The following is a 24,378-nucleotide window of genomic DNA, read 5'->3' as shown; positions in this document are numbered from 1 at the left end:
GCGCGCGGACGGCTAATCAGATGGCCATGACCGCGCCCGCCCCCGGCCTGAGCCCCGCCGAGACCGCCGTCCTGACGCGGCGGATCACCATGATGTCGGTGGCGACGGCGGCGACGCTGTCGGCGATCAAGCTGGCGGCCTGGCTGGCGTCGGATTCCACGGCGCTGCTGGCCTCGATGGCCGACTCGATCCTCGACCTCGTCGCCTCGCTCGCCACCTTCTGGGCCGTGCGCTACGCCGCCGAGCCGCCCGACGCCGAGCACCGCTTCGGCCACGGCAAGGCCGAGGCCTTCGCCAGCCTGATGCAGGCCGGCCTGGTCTTCGCCTCCGCCGCCCTGATCGCCCGCGAGGCGGTGGGTGACTTCGTCGGGCCGCACCCCTTGCGCCAGGAGGGCTGGGCCATCGCGGTGATGGTGGTCTCCACGGGCCTCACCGCCCTGCTCATCTCGGCCCAGACACGGGTGCTGAAGCAGACCTCCTCGGTGGCGGTCTCGGGCGATCGGGCGCACTACGCCTCCGACCTGGCCTCCAACATCATCGCCCTGATCGGGATCGCCGCCTCGGCCTGGCTGGGGGTGAACGGCCTCGACGCCGGCGCGGCCCTGGCGGTCGCCGCCCTCCTGCTCTGGGGCGCGATCGGCGTGTTCCGCGAGGCCTCGAACCAGCTCATGGACCGCGAGCTGCCCGACGAGGCGCGCGCCCGGATCGTGGGCCTGGCCACCTCCGACCCGCGGGTGACCGACGTGCACCAGCTCCGCACGCGCGCGTCCGGCCCTTACGTCCACATGCAGATGCACATGGACCTCGACCCCGAACTCACCCTCGAGGCGGCGCACGAGGTGGTGGTCGCCGCCGAGAAGCGGATCCTGGAGGCCTTCCCGGCCGCCGACATCATCATCCACGCCGACCCTCGCGGCCGGGCCGAGCCGCATGGCGGGGCCTTCGCCGAGGACGGCGCCGGAACCTCGCAGTAAACGAGCCCTTAAGACGCCGGGCGTCTGTTGGGACCCTGCCGATTCGCGTAGAGAAGCGCGCCCCGAAGATGAGCGTCGAACGCACCCTCCACCATTTCCCGCTCGACCCGGCCTCGCGCCAGGTGCGCCTCGCGCTGGGCGAGAAGCGGCTGCCGTTCACCGAGGTGTCGGTGCGCTATTGGGAGCGGCCCAAGGAGCTGACCCGGCTCAACCCGTCGGGGATGATCCCGGTGCTGGTGGAGACGCCGTCCGAAGGGCCGCCGCTGGTGCTGTGCGAGACGCGCGCGATCCTCGACTACCTGGAGGAAGCCTATCCCGAACCGGCTCTGCTGGGCCGCGAGGCGGCTGACCGCGCCGAGGCGCGCCGCCTGCTCACCTGGTTCGACCGCAAGTTCGAGTTCGAGGCCTCGGGCTTCATCCTGCACGAGAAGATCGAGAAGCGGTTGCTGCGCCTGGGAGCGCCCGAACTGGCCAACCTTCGCCAGGGCCGCGACGGCCTGCGCAACCACCTGCAGATGATGGAAGACCTGTTGCAGGACCGCGACTGGCTGGCGGGCCGGCGCCTGTCGCTGGCCGACTTCGCCGCCTCGGCGCACCTGTCGGTGATCGACTACTTCGGCGACGTGCCGTGGCGCGACTTCCCCACCGCGAAGACCTGGTACATGAAGCTGAAGTCCCGGCCGTGCTTCCGGCCGCTCCTGGCCGACCGCTGGCCGGGCCTCGCGCCCGCCGGTCACTATGACGACCTCGACTTCTGACCGCGAAGACCTGATCCGGGCCGAGGCCGCCGCCCTGGGCTTCGACCTCTGCCGCTTCGCCGACCTCGACGCCGACTGGCCGGCGGCGGCGCGGCTGGCCGAGTTCGTCGCCGCGGGCCGCCACGGCGAGATGGCCTGGATGGCCGAGACCGCCGAACGCCGCGCCCACCCGCGCGCCATGTGGCCCGACGCCCGCTCGGCCATCGTGCTGGGGATGAACTACGGGCCGGCGGGCGACCCGCTGGCGATCCTCGGAGAACCGGCCAAGGGGGCGATCAGCGTCTACGCCCAGGGCGACGATTATCACGACGTCATCAAGGCGCGGCTCAAGGCCCTGGGCCGCTGGCTGCAGGCCCGCTTCGGCGGCGAATTGAAGGTGTTCGTCGACACCGCGCCCTTGCTGGAGAAACCGCTGGCCGAGCGCGCCGGCGCCGGCTGGCAGGGCAAGCACACCAACCTCGTCAGCCGCGAGTTCGGCTCGTGGTTGTTCCTCGGCAGCATCCTGACCACCCTGGATCTCGCGCCCGACCGGCCCGAGCCGATGAACTGCGGGACGTGCCGCGCCTGCCTCGACGTCTGCCCCACCGACGCCTTCCCCGCGCCCTTCCAGCTGGATGCGCGGCGCTGCATCTCGTACCTGACCATCGAGCTGAAGGGACCGATCCCGCATGAATTCCGCGCCGCACTCGGCAACCGCATCTACGGCTGCGACGATTGCCTGGCGGTCTGCCCGTGGAACAAGTTCGCCAGCCGGGCGCGCGAGCAGAAGCTGGCCGCCCGCGAGGCGCTGAAGGCCCCGACCCTGGCCGACCTCGCGCGGCTGGACGACGGCGCCTTCCGGGCGCTGTTCGCCAAGAGCCCGGTCAAGCGCATCGGCCGCGACCGCTTCGTGCGCAACGTGCTCTACGCCATCGGCAATTCGGGCGAACCCGCCCTGGCGGCTGAGGCCGAACGCCTGCTGGACGATCCGTCGCCTCTGGTCCGCGGGGCCGCGGTCTGGGCCCTGTCGCGGCTGTTCGACGCCTCGGCCTTCGCCGCGCTGCGCGACGCGCGCCTGCCGGCCGAGACCGACGCCGAGGTCCGCGCGGAGTGGGCCGAAGCCCTACCTGCCGCGTAATCGACGCGCCGAGGCGCCCGGGCCAGCCTGCCGTTCGAACCGAACGAGGAGCCCGACCATGACCGCCTACGCCATCGGCCATCTCACCCGCGTCGCCATGGGGCCGGGCGTGGTCGAGTACCTGCGCCGGATCGACGCCACGCTGGCCCCGTTCGACGGCCGCTTCATCATCCACGGCGGCCGGCCCGAGGTGAAGGAAGGCGCCTGGGACGGCGTCCTGATCGTCATCGCATTCCCGGACATGCCCGCCGCGCGCGGCTGGTACGATTCGCCCGCCTACCAGGCGATCCTGCATCACCGCGCCGACAACGCCGACGGCGCGATCTTCCTGCTCGAAGGCGTAGACGCCGACCACAAGGCCACCGACGTCCTGCCGCCGGAGCTGGCGGAAGCCGGCTGAGCGCTCGGGATGACGTAACGCCTCCGTCATCCTCGCCCTTGTGGCGAGGATCCCTCGGTCCGCTGACCGGGTCGCGGGCGTATGGGCGCCGGTCGGGCGGCGTCGGGAGGGATCCCAGGCACAAGGCCTGGGATGACGGCATTCCTCGTGAAACGACGGGAGTCCTCCCGGTCCGCGGGCAGGCCGCGTCCGACCGATCAGAAGCTGACCGGCCCCAGGTCCTTGAGTTTGGGGAGCAGCTTGTCCTTGGCCGACAGCATCGGCTCGCCGTCGAGGGGCCAGGGGATCGCCAGGTCGGGATCGTTCCAGATGACGCCGCCCTCGCTGTCGGGCGCGTACGGACCGTCCACCTTGTAGAAGATCTCGCAGTCGTCGACGACCGTGCAGTAGCCGTGGGCGAACCCGCGCGGAACCCAGAGCTGCTCGCCGCCCTCGGCGGTGAGCGTCGCGCTCACCCACTGGCCGTAGGTGGGCGAACCGGCCCGGATGTCGACCGCCACGTCGAAGATCGCCCCGCGCAGCACGCGGATCAGCTTGCCCTGGGCGTTCGGCGCCTTCTGGAAGTGGAGGCCGCGCAGCACGCCCTTGGCCGCGCTGAACGCCTGGTTGTCCTGGACGAAGGTGGTGTCGGCGACGGTCCCGGCCAGCGCCTTCTGGCTCCACGTCTCGGCGAACCACCCCCGCGCATCGCCATGCCGCTTCGGCGTGATAAGCAGGACATCCGGGATGGCGAGCGGCGTGATCGTCGTCATGGGCTTCCACGTTTGCGGGGATTTGGCTGTCGCATGGCGCAGCGGAACGACGATGACAAGGCAGAACACCCCGCGCTGAGCGTTTGCGTGATCGCCTACAACTCTGGGCCGACCCTGCGCGCGTGCCTGGAGCGGCTGGGCGCCCAGACCTTCCGCGACTTCGAGACCCTGGTGATCGACAACGCCTCGCCCGACCCCGGCGACGCCGAGATCGCCGCGGCGTTTCCCTGGGTCCGGCTGATCCGCAACCCCGACAACCTGGGCTTCGCCGGCGCGGGCAACCAGGCCGCGCGCGAGGCCCGCGGCCGCTGGTACGTGCTGCTCAACCCCGACGCCTACGCCCGCCCCGACTGGCTGGCCGAGCTGGTCGCCGCGGCCGGCCGCCACCCCCGGGTGCGGGCCTTCACCTCGGTCCAGCTCGCCGAGGATGCGCCGGGCCGGCTCGACGGCCTGGGCGACGTGATGAGCATCTTCGGCATCCCCTACCGGGGCGGCTATCTGAACCCCGACCACGGCCAGGCGCACGAGGGCGAGGTGTTCAGCCCCTGCGGCGCGGCCATGATGATCGACCGGGCGCTGTTCCTGGAGATGGGCGGCTTCGACGAGGACTTCTTCTGCTACGGCGAGGACGTCGACCTGGGCTACCGGCTGCAGCTTCGCGGCGAGCCCACCCTGCTGGTCCCCGGCGCGGTGATCGGCCATGTGGGCTCGGCCTCGTCGGGCGGGCGCAAGAGCGAGTTCGCGGTGTTCCACGGCACCCGCAACCGCTTCTGGGTGCTGTTCAAGAACACGCCGGCGCTGCTGCTGCCGCTGGTGGTTCCGCTGCACCTGGCGGCGCTGGTCGCCATCTACCTGCGGCGCGAGAACCGGCCCCACATCCGGCTGATCCTGAAGGCCGTGCGCGCGGCCTTCGCGGGCGCACCGAAGATGCTGGCCAAGCGGCGCGAGGCCGTGCGGCGGGCCTCCACCAGCCAGGTGGCCGCCGCCATGACCTGGAACCCCCGCGACCTGTCGGGCCGCCGACCGGTGATCCGGCCGCTGCGATCGCTCTAAAACCCGTCAGGGTGAAGTGGATACCGGTTCACCCGCCCGGACGGGCTCCATATGCTTGAGGATAGCGCCCCCTCCACCACTTCGTGGTCCCCCTCCCCCGCTTCGCAGGGGAGGGGCGCTCCTCCCCCACGAAGCGGGGGAGGTGTCCGCGCAGCGGACGGAGGGGGGCGGCGCTAGCCCTCGCTGGCCCACTCGATCAGCCGGCGCATGAACAGCGCGCCGCGCTGCATCTGCGAGACCTCAACGTATTCGTTCGGCTGGTGGGCCTGGTCGATGGAGCCTGGCCCGCAGATCACGGTGGAAAAGCCGGCCCCCTGGAACTGACCGGCCTCGGCCGCATAGGCCACCACCCGCGGCGGGCCGTTGTCGCCGGCCATGCGCCGGGCGAAGGCCTCGGCCGCCCCGTCGGGCTCGGGCGCGAAGGGCGGCACGTTGGAGGTCAGCTCCACCTTCACGCCGGCCTCGGGCGCGCGCGCCTTCAGGTCGCGGTCGAGAGCCTCCGCCTCGGCCAGGAACGGCGCGATCAACGTTTCGGGCCTAAGCGGCGAGGGGCAGCGCAGGTCGAAGACGAACTGGCACTCGCGCGCCAGGATGTTGTGCGCCGTGCCGCCGTGGACCACGCCGATGGTCAGGGTCGCGCCCTTCGGCGTGAACGGCGAGGCGGGATCGGCCTCGGCCTCCAGCCGCGCCGACAGGTCGGTCAGCGACTTCATCAGCTTCACCGCCTCCATCACCGCCGAGACGCCGAGGTGGGTCTGGCTGGAGTGGGCCTCGCGGCCGGTGACGGTGACGTGGAAGTTGGCGATGCCCTTGTGGCCGTTGACCGCCTCCATGTTGGTGGGCTCGCCCACCACCACCACCGACGGCTTCGCGGCCAGGGCGGCGATCTGTTCGATCATGGCCGGCGCCCCCAGGCAGCCGGTCTCCTCGTCGTAGGAGAAGGCCAGGTGCACGGGCCGCCGGACGCCGCCCTTCGCCAGCTCGGGCGCGGCGGCCAGCGCCAGAGCCAGGAAGCCCTTCATGTCGCAGGTTCCGCGGCCGTAGAGCCGGCCGTCCCGCTCGGTGAGGGTGAAGGGATCGGTGCTCCAGGGCTGGCCGTCCACCGGCACCACGTCGGTATGGCCCGAAAGCACGACGCCGCCGTCGGCCTCGGGCCCGATCCGCGCCATCAGGTTCGACTTGGTCCCCTCGGCGTTGGGCACGCGGCGGTGAGGGATGGAGAGCCCGTCGAGGTAGCCCTCGACCCACTCGATCAGGGCCAGGTTCGAGCCGCGCGAGGTGGTGTCGAAACTGACCAGCTTCGCCAGCAGGTCGCGGGCGGCGGGGTACAGGTCTGTCGTCATCGGCAAGCCTTAGACCCGTATGGGGCGCGCCTCAAAGGAAAGGGGGAAGCCGCGCCGCCTAGGGATCATAGATGATCGGCGCGCAGCCAAACCGGCGGGCGGCGGCGAAGGCGTCCGTGAAATCCTCGGGCAGGGCGGCCTCGTCGGTCACCTCGCCGGCGCGCAGGGCCTCGACCTCGACCCAGCCCAGGCCAACCATCTCGCCCACGGCCCGCGCCATCGCCGCGGCCTCGTCGGGCGCCTCGGTGAAGGCCAGGACGTCCAGCGGCGGCCCGCCGGGCGTTTCCAGCCCGCGAAGCGTGACGACGAAGATCGGCGAGGCCTCGGCCTCCAAGACGCGTCAGCCCTGCTGGACGCGGCCCGGACCCGGCAGGACGTCGATCAGCTCGATCTTGAAGGTCAGCGGCGCGCCCGGCGGGATGCCGCCGGCGCCCTGCTCGCCGTAGCCCAGGTTGGAGGGCACGTAGATGATCCAGATGTCGCCCGGCCGCATCATCGGAAGCACCTGCTGCCACGCCGGGATCAGGCCCCGGAGCGGCATGGCCACGGGCGACCCGCGCTCGTAGGAGGAATCGAAGACCGTGCCGTCCTCCAGCTTGCCCTCGTAGTGGACCTTCACCTCGTCGGTGAGCTGGGGCTTCAGGCCTGTGGCCGGGCCCGACTGGACGACCTTGTAGGCGAGGCCCGAGGGCAGGACCTTCACGCCCTCTTCCTTGGCGACCTTGGCCATGAAGGCCTTGCTCGTCTCGGACTGGACCTGCTCGGCCTTGTCGCCGGGTTCGGGCGCGGCCGACTTGGGTTGGCAGGCGGCCAGGGCCAGCGCCGCGGCGAAGAGGGCGAAAGCGCGCTTCATGTTCGGGTCCTTCAGACGACGCGGGGCGGGTAGCCGCGCTCGCGCAGGGCGTCCATCACTTCCTGGGTGTGCTGGGCGTCGCGGGTCTCGATCATCAGGTCGAACTCGGCGCCCTTGGCCGGCACGTCCAGGGCCAGGCGGTTGTGCGAGACCTCGATGATGTTGGCCCCCATCTGGCCGATGGTGGCCGAGACGTTGGCCAGCAGGCCGGGCCGGTCGTCGCCGATGATCCGCAGGTTGACGATCCGGCTCTCGCGCACCAGCTCGCGCGTCAGCACCGAGGCCAGCAGGCGCGTGTCGATGTTGCCGCCGGTGATGACGAGGCCGACCTTCTTGCCGCGGAACTTCTCCGGATAGGCCAACACGCCGGCCAGCGACGCCGCGCCGGCGCCCTCGGCGACCGTCTTCTCCACGTTGCAGTAGAGGGCGATGCCGCGCTCGAAATAGGGCTCCTCGATCAGCAGCACCTCGTCGATCAGCGGCCGGGCGATGGCGTAGGTCTGGGCCCCCACCTCCTTCACCGCGATGCCCTCGGCGATGGTCGACGCGCCGTTGATCTGGGCGGTGCGCACGCCGCGCATCTTGGCGGTGAACGACGGGAACATCGCCGGCTCCAGGCCCACGATGTGGATGTCCTTCTTGATGTGCTTGGCCGCCGTGGCCATGCCGGCGATCAGGCCGCCGCCGCCGATCGGGATCGGCAGCACCTCGAGGTCGGGCACGTCCTCCAGCATCTCCAGCGCCACCGTGCCCTGGCCGGCCATGACGTCGAGGTCGTCGAACGGGTGGACGAAGGTCAGCTCGCGCTCCGCGCAGAGCTGGCGGGCGTGCGCCGCCGCCTCGTCGTAGCCGTCGCCCTCGATCACCACCTCGGCGCCGTGCGCACGGGTCTGCTGCACCTTCATGAAGGGCGTGCCCTTGGGCATGACGATGGTGACCGGGATGCCCAGCCGCGCGGCGTGGTAGGCCAGGCCCTGGCTGTGGTTGCCGGCCGAGGCGGCGATCACGCCGCGCCCGCGCACGTTCTCGCCCAGCTGCAGCAGCTTGTTGAGCGCGCCGCGCTCCTTGTAGGCGGCCGTGAACTGCAGGTTCTCGAACTTCACCCAGACTTCCGCGCCGGTGATCTCCGACAGCGTGCGCGACAGGCGGCAGGGCGTGCGCTCAATGTGGCCCTTCAACCGCGCTTGCGCAGCGAGGATGTCGTCGAAGGCCAGGGTCATGTCGGTCGCGGGGGATGAAGGCCCCAGGGGGGCGTTGAAAGGCCGCGCAACCTAGCGGCGCCGCGCGGCCGGGGCAACGGCGCGCGCTGCATCGCGGAATCGAAGGCGCCCGCTCCCCTTTCCGCCGGCCCCGAACCCCTCGCGTGGGGCGCGGAAGCCCGAAGCCGGCGGAAAGGCTTCGCGGGCGGCGTCAGGCCGCCGCGGCCGCCCGTCGGCGCGAGCGGAGGCTGGCGCCGGCCAGGCCGAAGCCGGCGATCATCAGGGCCCAGGTCGCCGGCTCGGGAACGCCCGGCACGTCCAGGCGCCCGCTCAGGGTTCCCGAATAGACCCCGTTTCCGTTCAGGAACTGCAGGGAGCCCATCGTCGTGATGAAGCCCGTCGCATTGAGGAACTGGCCCGTGCCGCCCTGGACGACGAGGTTCTCGACGGTGCTGAAGATCCCCGGCGTGTCGCTGAGCGACACCGCCCCGTCATAGACGCCGAACAGCGTGTCGCCGCTGGCGAACGCATAGGTGAAGATCCCGGAGTCGAACGTCGTCGGCAGCGGCGGCGTGATGCAGTGGCTCTGGGTGGAGGAGAAGTCGCCGAAGTTCGACGTGCCGGTCGAGGTTCCCGGCCCCGGCTGGATGTCGACGGTGCTGCGCCCCGGGCCGCAGCGGCCGACGCCGAAGGGGTTCAGCGGATTCACATTGGCCCGTGCGCCGGTGATGGTCATCACGGTCGCCGAGGACGGCGCCGCGCCCAGGGCCACGCAGACGCCGGCCACGAGGGCCGCGCCGAGATGGACGAGCTTACGCATGAATGAGGTCTCCCAGACCCGTGATTGGGACCCTCAGCCTCGCGCCCCGCCGGCCGCGGGCGACACTCACGCGATGTGATCTTGCGGTGATGAACCGCTTACGGAGGCCGGTTTGGGGGGTCGATGACTCGATCGACCGCCCCCGCCGTCATCGCCCGGCTTGTCCGGGCGACCCATGAACACGGACAGCGGCCCGTCTGGCGGCGGCGCAGCCTTCCTCGCCTGAACGGCCAATGTTCATGGATGGCCCGGACAGGCCGGGCCATGACGATCTGTCGTGCTCTCAGGATATTGAGCCGGTGCTCAACCTAGGCGTCGAACTCGGCGACGAGGTGGCCCGGCGCCACTTCGCGCAGTTCGGGCGGCGTTCCGCCCGCCCGCTTCGACGGCGCGAAACGGAACGCCGCGTCGGGGTCGAGCGGGCTGGGCGGCTCGCCCTCCAGCCGCTTGCGCACGCGCGAGCGCTCGACCGCCGGATCGGGGATCGGCGCGGCCGACAACAGCGCCTGGGTGTAGGGATGGCGGGCGCCGCGCCAGATCGCCTCGCGGTCGGCCAGCTCCATGACCCGGCCGAGATAGAGCACCAGCACCCGGTGGCTGATCTCGCGCACCACGGCCAGGTCGTGGCTGATGAACATCATGGCCAGGCCCGTCTCGCGCTGGAGCCGGATGAGCAGGTCGATGATCTGGGCGCGGATCGAGACGTCCAGCGCCGACACCGCCTCGTCGCAGATCACCAGCTTCGGCTTCAGGATCATGGCCCGGGCGATGCCCACCCGCTGGTTCTGGCCGCCCGAGAGTTCGTGCGGGTAGCGGTTGATCAGCGCCGGATCCAGCTCGACCTTCTCCATCATCGCGCGGACCTCGGTCTCGCGGGCGGCGCGGGACAGGCCGGGCTGGAAGGCGGTCAGCGGCTCGGCGATCGAGGCGCCGATGGTCATGCGCGGGTCGAGGCTGGCCAGCGGGTCCTGGAAGACGATCTGCAGGTCCTTGCGCGCGGCCTGGATCGCGGCGCGGTCGGCGTGGGTGATGTCGCGCCCCAGCAGGGTGATCGCGCCCGCATTGGCCGGCAGCAGCTTGATCACCGCGCGCGCCAGGGTCGACTTGCCCGAGCCGCTTTCGCCCACCACGCCCAGGGTCTCGCCCTGGCGCACCGCGAACGACACCCCGTCCACGGCCCGCAGCATCCGGGGCTTGCCGAACGCCCCCTCGCGGACGGGGAACCAGACCTTGAGGTCGCGGCCCTCCACCACGGTGGCGGCGTCGGCGGCCACCGGGGCGATCTCCGGCCGGCCGCCGCGGTCGGCGCGGTCGAGCCGCGGGATGGCGGCCAGCAGGTCGCGCGCGTAGTCGGTGCGGGGCGCGGCGAAGAGATCGGCCGCGGCCCCTTCCTCCACATAGGCGCCGTCCTTCATGACGCAGACCCGGTCGGCCAGCCGGGCGATGACGCCCATGTCGTGGGTGATCAGCACCAGGGCCGTGCCGGTCTCGCGCTGGAGTTCGGCCATCAGGTCGAGGATCTCGGCCTGGACGGTGACGTCGAGCGCGGTGGTGGGCTCGTCGGCGATCAGCAGGTCGGGGCCCGGCGCCATGGCCGCGGCGATCATCACCCGCTGGCGCATCCCGCCCGACAGCTCGTGCGGATATTGCGAAAGCCGGCGGGCCGCGTCGGGGATGCGCACCCGGTCCAGCCACTCGCGGGCGCGCGCCCTGGCGTCGCGATCCGACAGCCCCAGGTGCAGGCGCAGGTGCTCGGCGATCTGTTCGCCGATGCGCACGTGCGGGGTCAGCGCCGTCAGCGGGTCCTGGAAGATCATGGTCATCTTCGACCCGCGCACCCGGTTGAGCGCGCGCGGCGACAGGCCCATCAGCTCCTCGCCGTGCAGCCGCGCCGAGCCGGTCGCCCGGCCGTTGCCGGCCAGCAGGCCCATCACCGCCATGAAGGTCTGGCTCTTGCCCGAACCGCTCTCGCCCACCACGCCCAGGGTCTCGCCGCGGGCGACGCTCAGGGTCACGCCGCGCACGGCCTGGACCGTTCCGTCGTGGGTTTCGAAGTCGACGCGCAGGTCGTCGAGGGTCAGGACGGCGGCCAAGGCGACTCCAACAACAAAGAACGCAGGCGACCCTAGGGGCTGAATCGGGCATTGGGAATTGCCGAGACCCACAGGACCCCGCGTTGCCCGATTCCGCGCCGCCACTGACGCCCGCCCTGTTCCTCGATCGCGACGGCGTGCTCAACGAGGATCGCGGCTACGTCTACCGCTGGGAGGACTTCCGCTGGATCGCCGGCGCGCGCGAGACGGTGGCCGCCTTCAACAGGGCTGGCTGGCTGGTGATCGTGGTGACGAACCAGTCCGGCGTCGGCCGCGGCTACTACACCGAAGACGCCATGCACGACCTGCATGCCCGCATGCAGCAGGACCTGGCGGCGGCCGGCGGCCGGATCGACGCCTTCTACCACGCCCCCCAGCACCCGGAGTCCCGGCTGGCGGCCTATCGCCATCCCGACCCGCCGCTACGCAAGCCCAACCCCGGCATGCTGCTCCAGGCGCTGCAGGACTGGCCGATCGACCGCGACGCCTCGTTCCTGGTGGGCGACAAGCCGTCGGACCTCGAGGCCGCCATGCGGGCCGGGATCAGGAGCGTGCTGTTCCCCGGCGGCGACCTGATGGCGTTCCTCCGCGCCGAAGACCTGCTGCCCTGAAGCCGTAGGTCAGCGCGCCTCCATCCGCTGGAGCAGGCGTTCCAGCGCCGCCAGTTCGTCGGCCTCGCCGGGCGGCTTGTCCCAGCGGATGCGGTGGATGCGGGGAAAGCGCATGGCCACGCCGCTCTTGTGACGGGTCGAGCGCTGCAGGCCCTCGAACGCCACCTCGAACACCAGCCCGGCGTGCGGCTCGGCGCGGACGGATCGTACCGGTCCGTAGCGTTCGATCGTGTTGTCGCGCACGAACTTGTCGATGCGCATCAGCTCCTCGTCGGTGAAGCCGAAATAGGCCTTGCCCACCGGGGTCAGCGCCCGCTGGCCCAGGGCGTCCTGCGTCCAGACACCGAAGGTGTAGTCGGAGTAGTAGCTCGACCGCTTGCCGTGGCCGCGCTGGGCGTACATCAGCACCGCGTCGATCAGGAACGGGTCGCGCTTCCACTTGAACCACGGCCCCTTGGGCCGGCCGGCCTCGTAGACCGAATCCCAGCGCTTCAGCATCAGCCCCTCTGCCGCCTGCGGATCGCCGGCGGGCGGGTCGGCGCGCAGGGCGGCCAACTCGGCCCAGGTCTCGAACGGCTGCATCGGCGACAGGTCCAGGCGCGGACTGCCCTGACCCGCCACGAAGGCCTCCAGCCGCCGGCGCCGCTCGGCGAACGGCGCGACGCGCAGGTCTTCGGCGCCCGCCTGCAGCAGGTCGTAGGCGCGGATCGCCGCCGGAAACTTCGCCAGCAGCTTGGCGTCCACGGTCTTGCGGTTCAGCCGCTGCTGGAGGTCGGAGAACGGGGCGACGCGGCCGTCGCGCATCACCAGCAGTTCGCCGTCGACCACCCCCTCGCCCGCCAGCGCCTCCAGCACGTCCGGAAAGGTGGCCGAGATGTCGTCGCCGGTGCGGGTGTAGAGCCGCCGCACGCCGCCCTCGTGCGCGGCCTGGACGCGGATGCCGTCCCACTTCCACTCCGCGGCGTAGTCGGCCGGATCGAGCCGGGCGAAATCGACGGCCTCGTCGATCGCCTGGGCCAGCATGGCCGGGCGGAAGCGGGCCGGATGCTCGGACGAGGGCTTCTCGGCGCGGCCCTCCAGCCAGGCGAACAGGTCCTCGTAGGGCGGATGCAGGGCGTGCCAGAGCTCCTCCACCTCGGCCACCGCCACGCCGCCGACGTCGGCCGCCGCCTGCTTGGCCAGCCGCGCCGACAGGCCCACCCGCAGCGCGCCGGTGACCAGCTTCAGCAGAGCCCAGCGCTCGCGGGCCTGCGGCAGGGCGTCGAGCCAGGCTTCGATACGGCCTTGCGCCTCGGCGCGCGTGGCGCTCCTCAGCCCCTCGATCACCTCGGCCAGGCCCGGCTCGCGGTTGGCGCCCGGTCGCGCCGGCCACACCAGCGACACGGCTTCGGCGAGATCGCCCACGTAGTCGTAGCTCCACCAGAAGAGCTGCGGGTCCATGCGGCTCTCGACGGCCTTGCGGATGAAGGCGGGCTTGGCCGCATCGAACGAAAGCTCGCCGGTCAGCGCCGCCAGCGCCCAGCCGCGGTCCGGATCGGGCGTCTCCGCCAGGTAGTCGCGCACCAGGGTCAGCTTGGCGTTGCGCGACGGCGTCAGCGCCAGGCGGTCCAGCATCTCGGCGAAGGCGCGCACTACGACCTCCGCTCGTCCCGGCGAAGGCCGGGACCCAGATCCAGGGCGCGAGACGGCGCCGGGACGACCTCAGCACGCGTGGAGCCCAGGTCGGAGCCCTGCCACCTGGATCCCGGCCTTCGCCGGGATGAGCGGTGGGGTTCAGTCATCCGCCTCGTCCTCGTAGCCCACCAGCGCCAGGGCGCGGGCCGAGATGTCGTGCAGGCTGGCCCAGCGGGCCAGCGCCTCCTCGCGGCCGTGCGTGATCCACAGTTCACCAGGCCGCAGTTCGTCGACCGTGGCGGTCAGCTCGTCCCAGTCGGCGTGGTCGGAGATCACCAGCGGCAGCTCGACGCCGCGCTGCTTGGCGCGGGCGCGGATCTGCATCCAGCCCGAGGCGAAGGCGCCCACGGGATCGGGGAAGCGGCGGCTCCAGCGGTCCTGCAGCGCCGAGGGCGGCGCGATGACGATGGCCCCGGCGAAGTCGCCCTTCTTCGCCCCCGTGGTCGCCGGCGCCAGCGGGCCGAGGCCGACCCCGTGGCGCTCATAGAGGGCGTTCAGCCGCTCCAGCGCGCCGTGGACGTAGATGGTCTTGTCCCACCCCGCCTCGCGCAGCAGGCGGATGATCCGCTGGGCCTTGCCCAGGGCATAGGCGCCCACGATGTGGCAGCGCTCCGGGAACTGCGCCGCCGAGCGCAGCAGCCTGGCGATCTCCTCGCGGTCGTCGGGATGGCGGAACACCGGCAGGCCGAAGGTGGCCTCCGAGATGAAGACGTCGCAGGCCACGGGCTCGAACGGCGGGCAGGTAGGGTCGCGCCGGCGCTTGTAGTCGCCGCTCACCACCATGGTGAGGCCCTTCCAGCGCACCACCGCCTGGGCCGAGCCCAGCACATGGCCGGCCGGGACCAGGGTCACCTCGACCCCGTCGCGCGGGACGGCCTCGCCATAGGCCGCGGCCTGGGCCGTCCGCGAGAATCCCGCACCGTAGCGCTCGGCCATGATGTCCAGGGTCTCGGCCGTGGCCAGCACGGCGCCGTGGCCGGCGCGAGCGTGGTCGGCGTGGCCGTGGGTGATCACCGCCCGCGCCACCGGCCGGACGGGATCGACGTAGAAGTCGCCCGGCGGGCAGTAGAGTCCCTCGGGCTTGGGGCAGAGCAGGTCCTGCGGCCGGATCATCGCCCGCCAATGTAGGCGCGCCCGGGCGCTCGCGCATTGACTTCCCCAGGGGCGCGGGGTCCTACCGGAAGCATGGGAGACACCTACGACACCGCCCCGCTCGGCGACCGCATGACCATGCACGTGCCCCACGCCGCGGCGCTGGGCCTCACCCTCGTGGAATCGGGCAAGGGCAAGGGGACCATGCGGGTGGAGTGGCGCGAGGATCTGGTCGGCGACCCGGAGAGCGGGGTGATCGCCTCGGGCGTGGTCACCGCCCTGATCGACCACACCTGCGGCCTGGCCATCAACGCCGCCTTCGACGTGCCCCAGCCGATCGCGACGCTGGACCTGCGCATCGACTACCTGCGCCCCGCCGCCCCGCGCGCGGGCCTCGTCTGCGAGGCGCACGGCTACAAGATCACCCGCTCGGTGGGTTTCGTGCGCGCCCAGGCCTGGGACGTCGACGCCGGCGATCCCGTGGCCACGGCCCAGGCGGCCTTCATGATCACGTCGCGGGGTTGAGGCGATGGATCAGGCCGCCATCGAGAGCCTCGACGCGTTCCTGCAGACCGTGCCTTACGTCCGCTTCCTCGGCATGCGGGTGGAGCGGGCCGGCGACGAGCTGACCGCCGTCCTGCCCTTCGCCCAACACCTGATCGGCAACCCCATGCTGCCGGCCCTGCACGGCGGGGTGATCGGCGGCTTCCTGGAGATGGCCGCCCTGGCCCAGCTCTCGCTCGCCCAGCCCGGCCGCCGCGTGCCCAAGACCATAGACATCACCATCGAATACCTGCGCTCGGCGGGCCCCAAGGACACCTACGCCCGGGCCACCGTCCGCAAGCTGGGCCGCCGCGTCGCCAACGTGCAGGTGGAAGCCTGGCAGGACAGCCCCGCCAAGCCGGTCGCCGGCATGACCGGCCACTTCCTGCTGCGGAACGAGAGCTAGCGTCATCCCAGGCCTTGTGCCTGGGATCCCTCTATCGGCGCCTATGAGCCGGCCGACAACATGTGCGCCCGGCCCGGGCGCAATGGCGCCTGGCCGAGGGATCCTCGCCACAAGGGCGAGGATGACGAGGCGCCTTGTTGGCGGCTCGCACAACCCGTTGGACGGCGCAGCCCTAGGGGGCGGGCGGCAGCGCCGCCTTCTCCTTGGCGATCTGGGCCAGGGCGGCCTCGGCCTTGGCGATGGCGGCCGCGTCGTTCTTGTTGCGGGCTTCGACGAGCTGTTCCGTCGCCTCCATCTCGCGCACCGGGATCAGGTGGCTGTCGTCGGCGTGCTTGAAGGGCAGGGTCTGGATCTGGGCCAGGATCGCCCGCTGGCGTTTGGCCTCGTCGGTGTCGCCGACGCCGTACGAGAACATGAAGTCGCCGAGCTTCTTCTTCAGCTCCGGGTCGAGGTCCTTGCGCCAGATCAGCGGGTCCTCGGGGATGCGCGGCGAACGCCAGACGATCTCGATGTCCTTCATCGTCTGCCGCGCGATGTCGGTGTTGAGCAGCGAAAGCCGGTCGATCGAGGCGGTGTTGTTGGTGGCCGCGTCCAGCACGCCGCTCGCGACGGAGAACAGGTTGCTCTCGTGATTGGCCGATCGCACCGTCCGGAAGCACTGGGCCGGGTCGATCTTCCGCGGCGCGAACAGATAGGTCATCGGCGCGAGCGTGCCGGACGTCGACTTCGGATCGCCCATGCCGAAGTTCAGCGTCTTGTCGCACTTGAGGATCTTGTCGAGCGTGATCCCCGAGCCCTTCTTGACGATGATCACCGCCTCGTAGCCGTCGATCCCCGTGGTGTTGGCCGAGCGGGCGAACACCTCGCCGCCGGCGCGCCGCACCGCCTCCAGGCCCGACTGGTTGGTGAACCAGCCCAGGTCGGTCTGGTCGAAGCGCATCGCCTCGATCAGGGCCGTGTAGTTGGACGCGTAGAACGCCTTCACCGGCCGGCCCAGCGCCTTCTCCATGTCGGCCAGGAACGGCGCCCAGTCCTTCTCGGCGCTCGACTGGCTCTCGGCCGAGAGGATCGAGAAGACGATCTCCTTGCGCGGCGGCGGAGCGCCGGGCTTGCCGCAGGCCGAGACCGCCAGGACGGCGGCGAGCGCGAGCACGATACGACGGTTCATTTCCCCTCCACCGGCGGCAGCCGGAATCCCAGCACTTCGCGGCTGGCTCGATTGACCCCGTAGACCACGCGCCGGGCGCCGCGGTCGAAGGCGATGGCCTGGCCTGCGACCGGGATCGGGATGGTCGCCACCAGCCTTAGCACGCCGCCGCCGCGGGGAACCTCCAGCACATAGAGCTCCGGCCGGTCGTGTCCGGTGGCGTAGAGGCGTCCGTCGGCGCCGAACGCCCCGCCCGAATTGCTGCGCGGCGCCATGCGGGCCAGCACCTCCGGCGGGAAGGTCCAGCTCTCGTGCGGGCGCCAGGCGTCGTCGAACCGCACGACGGTGGTGAAGGTGTGGTCGCGTCCGGGCTCGCCGCCGCGGCCGTCGTAGTTGGCGAAGCCGGCCCACCATGCGCCGTCGCGGCGATCCACCCAGGTGAGCGAGCCGAACTGGTGGCCCAGCTCGATGGTCCTGAGGTGGTCCAGCGTCGCCGGATCGAACACCTCCACCCGGCTGAGCATCGGCACGGCCGGATAGTTCGACGCCGCGCAGATCAATTCCGCGCCGATCACGGCGCAGGAGTTCATGTGCGGGAACTTCGTCGGATCGCCGTGGAAATGCGCCACCTTTTCGCCGGTTCGACGATCATATTTGGCGATCTGATCATTATCGATGGCGTAGATGTAGCCGGCGTCCACGGCCACGCCCTGGTCGGCCTCGGGGGCCGACAGTCGGGCCACCTCCTGGGCCGGCGCGAGGGTGACGGCGGCGGCGAGGATCAGGCTAAGCACGCTTCAGCCCCGCCTGGCCGTTCTCCACCACGAACCGGGCGAGGTCGCGGATCGGCGAGACCGGCTCCAGCGCCGAGGCCACCGCGCGGAAGGTGACGGCGCAGGCGTCGGGCGTCAGGTCCACCAGCCCGTAGCCGCGGGTCTCGCCGTCGCCCATCGCCAGGCGCGGGTTGGCCGCCAGCACCGCCGCCATGGTCGCCGCGTCCATGCCCAGCGAACTGATCGAGCCGCCGACGAACTCGCTGGCCACGGGCGGGCCGCCCGGCTCCACGGACATGTCGCCGGCGAAGAAGGCGTGGACGTCGCCGCCCAGCACCACCGGATTGGCCACCTTGTGGTCGCGCCAGGTCTCCAGGATCCGCCGCCGCGTGGCCACATAGCCGTCCCAGCCGTCGTTGCTGACCTGGCCGTCGGGCGTGTCCAGCGGGCCCATCAGCGTCTGCTGGCCCAGCAGGTTCCAGCGGGCCGTCGACCCGCGCAACTCCTGGGCCAGCCAGTCCTCCTGCGGCCGGCCCAGCATGGTGCGGCCGGGCTCGAACCGCTCGGGGCAGGCGGCGGGGATCAGCTTGCTGTCCGGATCGGCGTCGCAGGCGCGGTGGGCCCGGTACTGGCGGTCGTCGATGACGGCGAGCCGCGCCAGCCGTCCCCAGTCGAGCGCGCGGTAGAGATGCATGTCCGGCCCGGCCGGCAGGGCCGTGCGGCGCAGGGGCATGTTCTCCCAGTAGGCCTGGTAGGCCGCGGCGCGGCGCTTCAGGAACTGGGCCGGCGGCGGGTTGGAGCGGTCCTGGTCGTCGCCGTAGTCGTTGGAGACCTCGTGGTCGTCCCACATCACCATCCACGGCGCCGCCGCATGGGCTGCCTGGAGGTCGGCGTCGGCCTTGTACCAGGCGTAGCGGTGGCGATAGCTCGCCAGGTCGTCGGCGGCTTCGGGCGGATGCAGGCGCGCCACGTCACCCTTCGAGGCGGCCTTCTCGTAGATGTAGTCGCCCAGGAACAGCACCAGGTCGGGATGGTCGGCCGCCAGGTGGGCGAGGGCGGGATAGTAGCCGGCCTCCCACTTCTGACAGGAGCCGTAGGCGATGCGCAGCCGCCGGACGTCGGCCTGCGGCTCGGGCGCGGTGCGGGTGCGGGCCACGGGGGTCGCGTGGCCGCCGGCCGTGAAGCGGTACCAGTAGTCCCGGTCGGGCTTGAGCCCGGCCACCTCGACGTGGACCGAATGGCCCGCCTCGGCCGCGGCCAGCGCGCGGCCCCGCCGCACGCCCCGCGAAAGCTGCTCGTCCTCGGCGATCTCCCAGGCGACCTCGACAGGCGCGGGGGTCATGCCGCCGTCCATGGCCTTCGGGTCGGTGGCCAGCCGGGTCCACAGCACCACGCCGTCCGGCAGGGGATCGCCCGAGGCAACGCCGAGCCCGAACGGATAGTCGGCCAGCCGCGCCTGGGCGAACGCCCGGGTCCAGCCGGCCGGGGCCAGCGCCGCGCCCGCCAGCGCGGCGGCGCGGATCAGAAGTGCTCTGCGTGAGGCCATGTGGCGATGGGATCCCAGGAAGGACTCAGCGGTAAAGGCGGTGACGCTAGGGCGCAACCATGACACTCGCTTGTCGCATCGCCCCCCTTTGTCCTTGAGCCCACGGGCCGCGGGCGCTACGCCGCGCGCCATGTCGCAAGGTCAAACTCTCCAGGGGCTGTCCCACCAGGCGCGCGAGGCCCGCAGCTGGCCGTTCGAACAGGCGCGCCTCCTGCTCGACCGCATCACCCGCCTGCGCCTCTCCGACGCCGAGCGCGATCTGGCGGCGACCCTGTTCGAACAGGGCAAGTTCCTGGAGGCGGTCGCGACCCTGCCGGCGCTGGCGAAACCCGTGATCTTCCAGTGCGGCTACGGCGCCAGCGGCCTGCCGCACCTGGGCACCTTCGGCGAGGCCACGCGCCCCACCATCGTGCGCACCGCCTTCCGCGCCCTGACCGAGGACGCCATCCCGACCCGGCTCATCGTCTTCTCCGACGACATGGACGGCCTGCGGAAGATCCCCGACAACGTGCCCAACCGCGAGATGCTGGAGGAGGACCGCGACAAGCCGGTCACCAGCGTGCGCGACCCCTTCGGCGAGCACGAGAGCTTCGGCGCGCACAACAACGCCCGCCTGCGCGCCTTCCTCGACAGCTTCGGCTTCGACTACACCTTCATGAGCTCGACCGAGACCTACAAGTCCGGCCGGTTCGACGAGGTGCTGCTACGTATCCTCGACCGCTTCGAGGCGGTGCAGGCGATCATGCTGCCGACGCTCGGCGAGGAGCGGCGGGCCACCTATTCGCCCTTCCTGCCGATCAGCCCGAAGAGCGGAAAGGTGCTGCAGGCGCCGACCCTGGAGCGCAACGTCGAGAAGGGCACCATCGTCTTCCCCGACGAGGACGGGACGCTGACCGAGGTTCCGGTGACCGGCGGCCATGTGAAGCTGCAGTGGCGGCCCGACTGGGCAGCCCGCTGGACGGCGCTGGAGGTGGACTTCGAGGCCTCGGGGAAGGACCTGGTCGACTCGGTCCGCGTCTCCAACCGGATCGTGAAGGCCCTGGGCGGGGAGCCGCCGGAGGCCTTCCACTTCGAACTCTTCATGGACGAGAACAACCAGAAGATCTCCAAGTCCAAGGGCAACGGCCTGACCATCGAGGAATGGCTGCGCTACGGCGCGCCCGAGAGCCTGACCTACTACATGTACCAGTCGCCCAAGTCGGCGAAGCGGCTCTATTTCGACGTCATCCCCAAGGCGACGGACGAGTACCTCCAGCAGCTCGACGCCCTGAACCGCAAGCGGGCGGAGGGCGACAACGCCGCCCAGCTCGACAATCCGGCCTGGCACGTCCACCGCGGCGCCCCGCCCGAGAAGGGCAGTCCGGTGAGCTTCTCGCTGCTGCTCAACCTGGTCTCGGCGGCCGACGCCTCGACCAAGGACCTGCTCTGGGCCTTCATCGCCCGCTACCTGCCAGGCGCGACGCCGCAGTCCGAGCCGCTGCTCGACAAGCTGGCCGGCTACGCGATCCACTACTACGAGGACTTCGTTAAGCCCGCGAAGCGCTTCCGCGCGCCCGACGCCCGGGAGCGGGCGGCGATGGAAGCCCTGGTCGCCAAGCTGAAGGCCCTGCCCGAAGGCGCCGACGCCGAGGCGATCCAGAACGAGGTGTTCGAGGTGGGCAAGGACGCCGGGTTCGAGCCGCTGCGCGCGTGGTTCTCCGCCCTCTACGAGGTGCTGCTGGGCCAGAGCCAGGGGCCGCGCTTCGGCTCGTTCGTGGCCATCTTCGGCGTCGACCGCACCATCGACCTCATCGACCGCGCCCTGGCGGGGGACTTGGTCGCGGCATAGGGCCCGGATGCTCCCCCTAGGGGAGCTGTCGCGAAGCGACTGAGGGGGTCCTCAGCAGCCTTTGAGCGCGGCCCTCTACGGGCCACCTCCCCCTTGGGGGGAGGATCTCGCTCCGCCTACTCGTCGCTGCCGATCGGCATTCCGGGCGGCGGCTCGGGGCGGCGCTTCGGCTCGGCCAGGACGCGGGTGAGCTCGTCCTTGTCGGTCAGCAGGGCGGCGAGCTGCAGGCGATGGGCCCGCTCGTCGGGATCGGCGCCCGGCTTGGCCTTGAGCGAGGCGGCGAGATCGGCCAGCCGCTGGGCGATCACGGCCCGGGCTTCCGGCGCCACGTCCTTGTCCCGCGACGCCGCCGCCAGTTCCAGGGCCGTGCGGGTCTGCACCCGGCGCGCGATCGCCGCGAGACGCCCCTGGGCGGGCGCGAACGCCTGGGCGATCAGCCGGTCGGTCACCTCGCCCACACCCGGCTCCCCGGGATCGCGGCGGTGCTGGTCGACCAGCCGGTCCAGCCGCGGCGGCGAGAGCAGTGCGTCCAGCACCATGCCGGCGGCCACGTCGGCGGCGGCCAGGCTGTCGAACACCGGCCCGCCCGCCCCGTCGAACACCTCGATGGCGTACTGCCGGTCCTCGTCGCCCGACTGGCCCGACGACAGGAGCGGGATCAGCGCCTCGGGGGTGTCGAGCTCGGCCGGCGCCATGGCCGCCAGCAGGCCGGAAAGCGCCGCGCGCTGCTGGTCGGCCGGAACCACCGGCGCGGTCATGCCGGGATCGCCCTTCACCGCATAGCTGAAGTCGACCCCGCCCAGCGGCTTGGCCGCCGCCTCGAGCTGGTAGCGGTGGAGCAGGTAGATCGGAACGTACTTGCGCTTCAGCGCCTGGGCCGCCTCGCCGGGGCGCAGGGCCTGCGGGCCGAAGTGGTCGATGGCGTAGCGGCGCACGGCCATCACCCGCGCCAGTTCGGCCACCGGGTCGGCGCCGTCGTCCCAGATCGCGCCGTGCGGCTGGCCGCTCTCGACGCCGCGCGCGTCCTGGTCGGCCACGTAGCGCAGGGTCTGCATGGCCTTGGCCGCCTTGGCCGTCGGGTCGCCGTCGCCATAGAGCCAGTCGACGATGAAGCGGTCCCAGGCGCCGACGCCCACGCCGTAGGCGTCGGAGATATCGATCTTGCCGTCGGTCAGCTTCACCCGCGGCGCCGGGTAGTCCATCACCGAGGCGCGGTCCTGGCTGGAGGCGGCGAAGTTGTGGGCGAAGCCCAGCGAGTGGCCCACCTCGTGCGCCGCCAGTTGGCGCAGCCGGGCGAGCGAGACCTGGATCGGGTCGTTCGGGCCGCCCTGGCCGTCCTTGTCGGCCCCGACCAGCCCCTCGAAGATCAGCATGTCCTGGCGCACGCGCAGCGCGCCCAGCAGCACCGAGCCCTTGATGATCTCGCCCGTGCGCGGGTCGACCACCGCCTGGCCGTACGACCAGCCGCGAGTGGCGCGGTCCACCCAGTTGACGACGTTGTAGCGCACGTCCAGCGGGTCGGCGCCCTCGGGCAGGATCTCGACGCGATACGCGTCCTTGTAGCCCGCCGCCTCGAAGGCCTTGGCCCACCACGAGGCGCCCTCGCGAAGGGCCGAGCGGATCGGCTCGGGGGCGGCGCGGTCGATGTAGAAGACGATGGGCTTCTTCACCGGCGAGACGGCGGCCGTGGGATCGGTCTTCTCCAGGCGGAAGCGGACCGCCAGGCGCTGGACGATGTCCTTGTCGAGCGGCGCGGCGTAGTCGAGCACGGCCATGTCGAAGGCGCCCGAGCGCGGATCGAACGGCCGCGGGACGAAGCCCGGCTCGGGCAGCTTCACCAGGCTGTGGCGCACCACCAGGCTGACCGTGCGCGGGTCGGGGGCGATGTTGCGCACCTCGGGCCCCGGCGTGTCGGAGGCGAAGGTCTGGATCGCCTCGAACTCCACGTTCTCGGGGAACACCTTCACCGCCCCCGGCTCGGCGATGGAGAGGTCGGCCACCGGCTTCCAGCCCGCCTCGCCCGACCCCTTCAGCGCCCGCGCGATCCCCGCCACGTCGCGGGTGAGGAAGCTCGACAGGTCGACCAGGGGGCGCCCGTCGGCGGTGGTCCCCTCGACCTTGCCGGTCCAGACGATCGAGGTGGCGAAGGCGTCGCGCGCGGCGGCCTGTTCGTCGGCCGGGGCGCCGGCGGCGCGGAAGCGCGGGTTCTCGAACTCGGCCAGCACCTTGCCGCCCATCACCCGGAAGGCCAGCACCTGCGTGCCGCCCACCCGGGCGCGGTCGAGGCCGATGGGCGCCGAGCCCAGGCCGGTCTTGAGCGCGGTCACATAGAGATAGCGACCGGCCACGCCGTCCGCCCCGGGCGCGGGCAGGGCGACCAGGATGCGGCCCTTGGCCTTGTCGACATAGACCGGGACCAGCCCCTCCTGCCGCGCCAGCCCCGCCGTCGCATCGGCCGCCGGCGGCGGGCTCGCCGCCCAGGCCGGGGCCGCGCCCGTCGCCGCCAACACCGCCGCACAGGCCGCGCCTGCCCACAAACCCATCTTCACGTCGGAACTCCCCGCACGACTCGTGGCGCGACCCTAGACCGCTGCTTGAGGGCCTTCCACCCGCCCGCTGACACCGTCGCGTCACGCGGCCGCCACATGACGATCCGATGATCTGCCGAGCCTGACGCAGGGGCAGACTGACCCTGCGGCTATCCCTTGACGTAAACGGAAACGTGGCCTTACGCTGTCAACTAACGAGATAACCGAGGGAGGATGTCCGAGATGCCCATGGACCTGCGTCGTCCGGCCCGGACCTACACGATCCGCCAGCTCTGCCTGGAGTTCAAATGCACCCCGCGCGCCCTGCGCTTCTATGAGGACAAGGGCCTGCTGAACCCCGCGCGCGACGGGATGAACCGGGTCTATTCCTACCGCGACCGGGCCCGGCTCCAGCTCATCCTGCGCGGCAAGCGGGTCGGCCTCTCCCTCTCCGAGATCGGCGAGATCCTCGACCTCTACGAGGCCGACGAATCCGGCGCCCAGCAGGCGGCCAAGAGCCTGCGGAAGTTCCGCGAGCGGATCGTGGCGCTCGAACAGCAGAAGCTCGACATCGACCACGCCATCGAGGAGCTGCAGAAGGGCATCAGCGCCATGGAACAGCGACTGGCCGAAACCCGGCCCGACCTGCTGCCGCGCGCCGTCGACTACGACCAGATGCTGCGCCGCCAGCTCGACGGGGCCGAGGCCTAGGCCCTTCAGCCCGTCGAACGCCGTCAGCCCCCGGTTCGTCCGGGGGATCCATGAATGCGGCGTCGAACGGGCAGGCGCCGCGGAGCCATTGCGGATCATCTGGTTTCGCGGTGTTCATGGGTGGCCCGGACACGCCGGGCCATGACGCTATCGAAGG

At 71.5% G+C, this 24,378-nt stretch carries 23 protein-coding genes; 10 read left to right on the top strand and 13 right to left on the bottom strand.

The window, feature by feature from the left end; all coding sequences use genetic code 11:
- Positions 1-26 precede the first annotated feature (26 nt).
- The 4 genes from GC203_RS07310 to GC203_RS07295 all read left to right on the top strand — a co-directional run bounded on the left by GC203_RS07310 (position 27) and on the right by GC203_RS07295 (position 3,249).
- Entirely contained in the window at positions 27-974 is a 948-nt protein-coding gene (locus GC203_RS07310) for a cation diffusion facilitator family transporter (RefSeq protein ID WP_293452881.1), read from the top strand.
- Positions 975-1,042: 68 nt separating this feature from the next.
- Positions 1,043-1,732, top strand: coding sequence for a glutathione S-transferase family protein (locus GC203_RS07305; RefSeq protein WP_293452879.1), 690 nt, complete (start codon positions 1,043-1,045; stop codon positions 1,730-1,732).
- Entirely contained in the window at positions 1,713-2,849 is a 1,137-nt protein-coding gene (queG, locus tag GC203_RS07300; protein ID WP_293452877.1) for a tRNA epoxyqueuosine(34) reductase QueG, read from the top strand. Before GC203_RS07305 ends, queG begins: the two co-directional genes overlap by 20 nt.
- Positions 2,850-2,907: 58 nt before the next feature.
- Positions 2,908-3,249, top strand: coding sequence for a DUF1330 domain-containing protein (locus tag GC203_RS07295; protein ID WP_293452876.1), 342 nt, complete (start codon positions 2,908-2,910; stop codon positions 3,247-3,249).
- Between the two features lie 197 nt (positions 3,250-3,446).
- Here GC203_RS07295 and rfbC read toward each other — a convergent pair whose 3' ends face one another.
- Positions 3,447-4,001: a dTDP-4-dehydrorhamnose 3,5-epimerase gene (rfbC, locus tag GC203_RS07290; protein WP_293452875.1), complete on the bottom strand. Its 555-nt coding sequence runs from the start codon at positions 3,999-4,001 to the stop codon at positions 3,447-3,449.
- A gap of 33 nt (positions 4,002-4,034) precedes the next feature.
- Between rfbC and GC203_RS07285 the strand changes: the two genes are divergently transcribed.
- On the top strand, positions 4,035-5,054 hold the full coding sequence (locus GC203_RS07285; protein WP_293452873.1) for a glycosyltransferase family 2 protein: 1,020 nt from the start codon (positions 4,035-4,037) through the stop codon (positions 5,052-5,054).
- Positions 5,055-5,227: 173 nt separating this feature from the next.
- On the opposite strand, the gene argE is transcribed toward GC203_RS07285, so the two are convergent.
- The 6 genes from argE to GC203_RS07255 all read right to left on the bottom strand — a co-directional run bounded on the left by argE (position 5,228) and on the right by GC203_RS07255 (position 11,362).
- Positions 5,228-6,397: an acetylornithine deacetylase gene (argE, locus tag GC203_RS07280; protein ID WP_293452871.1), complete on the bottom strand. Its 1,170-nt coding sequence runs from the start codon at positions 6,395-6,397 to the stop codon at positions 5,228-5,230.
- Between the two features lie 58 nt (positions 6,398-6,455).
- The gene (locus GC203_RS07275) at positions 6,456-6,731 is read right to left on the bottom strand and encodes a hypothetical protein (RefSeq protein WP_293452869.1); all 276 of its coding nucleotides are present in this window, start codon (positions 6,729-6,731) and stop codon (positions 6,456-6,458) included.
- A 6-nt stretch (positions 6,732-6,737) separates the two neighbouring features.
- Positions 6,738-7,250 carry an FKBP-type peptidyl-prolyl cis-trans isomerase gene (locus GC203_RS07270; protein WP_293452867.1) on the bottom strand — a complete coding sequence of 171 codons (513 nt, stop codon included), beginning with the start codon at positions 7,248-7,250 and terminating at the stop codon, positions 6,738-6,740.
- Positions 7,251-7,261: 11 nt separating this feature from the next.
- A complete protein-coding gene (locus GC203_RS07265) occupies positions 7,262-8,470 on the bottom strand; it encodes a threonine ammonia-lyase (RefSeq protein WP_293452865.1) in 1,209 nt (402 codons plus the stop codon).
- A 190-nt stretch (positions 8,471-8,660) separates the two neighbouring features.
- The gene (locus GC203_RS07260; protein ID WP_293452863.1) at positions 8,661-9,269 is read right to left on the bottom strand and encodes a PEPxxWA-CTERM sorting domain-containing protein; all 609 of its coding nucleotides are present in this window, start codon (positions 9,267-9,269) and stop codon (positions 8,661-8,663) included.
- A 308-nt stretch (positions 9,270-9,577) separates the two neighbouring features.
- Positions 9,578-11,362 carry a dipeptide ABC transporter ATP-binding protein gene (locus GC203_RS07255; RefSeq protein ID WP_293452861.1) on the bottom strand — a complete coding sequence of 595 codons (1,785 nt, stop codon included), beginning with the start codon at positions 11,360-11,362 and terminating at the stop codon, positions 9,578-9,580.
- An 83-nt stretch (positions 11,363-11,445) separates the two neighbouring features.
- Here GC203_RS07255 and GC203_RS07250 point away from each other — a divergent pair, with 83 nt between their 5' ends.
- Positions 11,446-11,973, top strand: a complete 528-nt coding sequence (locus GC203_RS07250; protein WP_293452859.1) for an HAD family hydrolase — start codon at positions 11,446-11,448, stop codon at positions 11,971-11,973.
- Positions 11,974-11,982: 9 nt separating this feature from the next.
- Here GC203_RS07250 and GC203_RS07245 read toward each other — a convergent pair whose 3' ends face one another.
- Both GC203_RS07245 and GC203_RS07240 read right to left on the bottom strand, forming a co-directional pair.
- Positions 11,983-13,605: a cisplatin damage response ATP-dependent DNA ligase gene (locus GC203_RS07245; protein ID WP_293452858.1), complete on the bottom strand. Its 1,623-nt coding sequence runs from the start codon at positions 13,603-13,605 to the stop codon at positions 11,983-11,985.
- Positions 13,606-13,746: 141 nt separating this feature from the next.
- Positions 13,747-14,760, bottom strand: coding sequence for a ligase-associated DNA damage response exonuclease (locus tag GC203_RS07240; protein WP_293452856.1), 1,014 nt, complete (start codon positions 14,758-14,760; stop codon positions 13,747-13,749).
- A gap of 72 nt (positions 14,761-14,832) precedes the next feature.
- Here GC203_RS07240 and GC203_RS07235 point away from each other — a divergent pair, with 72 nt between their 5' ends.
- Positions 14,833-15,264 (top strand): PaaI family thioesterase, encoded by a 432-nt coding sequence (locus tag GC203_RS07235; RefSeq protein WP_293452854.1) that lies wholly within the window; start codon positions 14,833-14,835, stop codon positions 15,262-15,264.
- 4 nt (positions 15,265-15,268) lie between these two features.
- A complete protein-coding gene (locus tag GC203_RS07230) occupies positions 15,269-15,688 on the top strand; it encodes a PaaI family thioesterase (protein ID WP_293452852.1) in 420 nt (139 codons plus the stop codon).
- Between the two features lie 172 nt (positions 15,689-15,860).
- On the opposite strand, the gene phnD is transcribed toward GC203_RS07230, so the two are convergent.
- The 3 genes from phnD to GC203_RS07215 are packed head-to-tail and all read right to left on the bottom strand — an operon-like array spanning position 15,861 to position 19,154.
- The gene (phnD, locus tag GC203_RS07225; protein WP_293452850.1) at positions 15,861-16,856 is read right to left on the bottom strand and encodes a phosphate/phosphite/phosphonate ABC transporter substrate-binding protein; all 996 of its coding nucleotides are present in this window, start codon (positions 16,854-16,856) and stop codon (positions 15,861-15,863) included.
- Entirely contained in the window at positions 16,853-17,629 is a 777-nt protein-coding gene (locus GC203_RS07220; protein WP_293452848.1) for a hypothetical protein, read from the bottom strand. Before GC203_RS07220 ends, phnD begins: the two co-directional genes overlap by 4 nt.
- Complete coding sequence (locus GC203_RS07215; protein ID WP_293452846.1) at positions 17,622-19,154, bottom strand: alkaline phosphatase D family protein; 1,533 nt, start codon at positions 19,152-19,154, stop codon at positions 17,622-17,624. Before GC203_RS07215 ends, GC203_RS07220 begins: the two co-directional genes overlap by 8 nt.
- Before the next feature lie 130 nt (positions 19,155-19,284).
- Here GC203_RS07215 and GC203_RS07210 point away from each other — a divergent pair, with 130 nt between their 5' ends.
- On the top strand, positions 19,285-20,982 hold the full coding sequence (locus GC203_RS07210; RefSeq protein ID WP_293452844.1) for a lysine--tRNA ligase: 1,698 nt from the start codon (positions 19,285-19,287) through the stop codon (positions 20,980-20,982).
- A gap of 116 nt (positions 20,983-21,098) precedes the next feature.
- Here GC203_RS07210 and GC203_RS07205 read toward each other — a convergent pair whose 3' ends face one another.
- A complete protein-coding gene (locus tag GC203_RS07205; protein WP_293452843.1) occupies positions 21,099-23,525 on the bottom strand; it encodes a zinc-dependent metalloprotease in 2,427 nt (808 codons plus the stop codon).
- A 228-nt stretch (positions 23,526-23,753) separates the two neighbouring features.
- Here GC203_RS07205 and GC203_RS07200 point away from each other — a divergent pair, with 228 nt between their 5' ends.
- On the top strand, positions 23,754-24,221 hold the full coding sequence (locus tag GC203_RS07200) for a MerR family DNA-binding transcriptional regulator (protein WP_293453188.1): 468 nt from the start codon (positions 23,754-23,756) through the stop codon (positions 24,219-24,221).
- Positions 24,222-24,378 lie beyond the last annotated feature (157 nt).

Origin of the sequence: Phenylobacterium sp. (assembly GCF_016124325.1) — a bacterium.
Lineage (GTDB): Bacteria > Pseudomonadota > Alphaproteobacteria > Caulobacterales > Caulobacteraceae > Phenylobacterium.
Note: the sequence above shows the minus strand (reverse complement) of the source record. Positions and strands in the feature narration are given on the sequence as shown.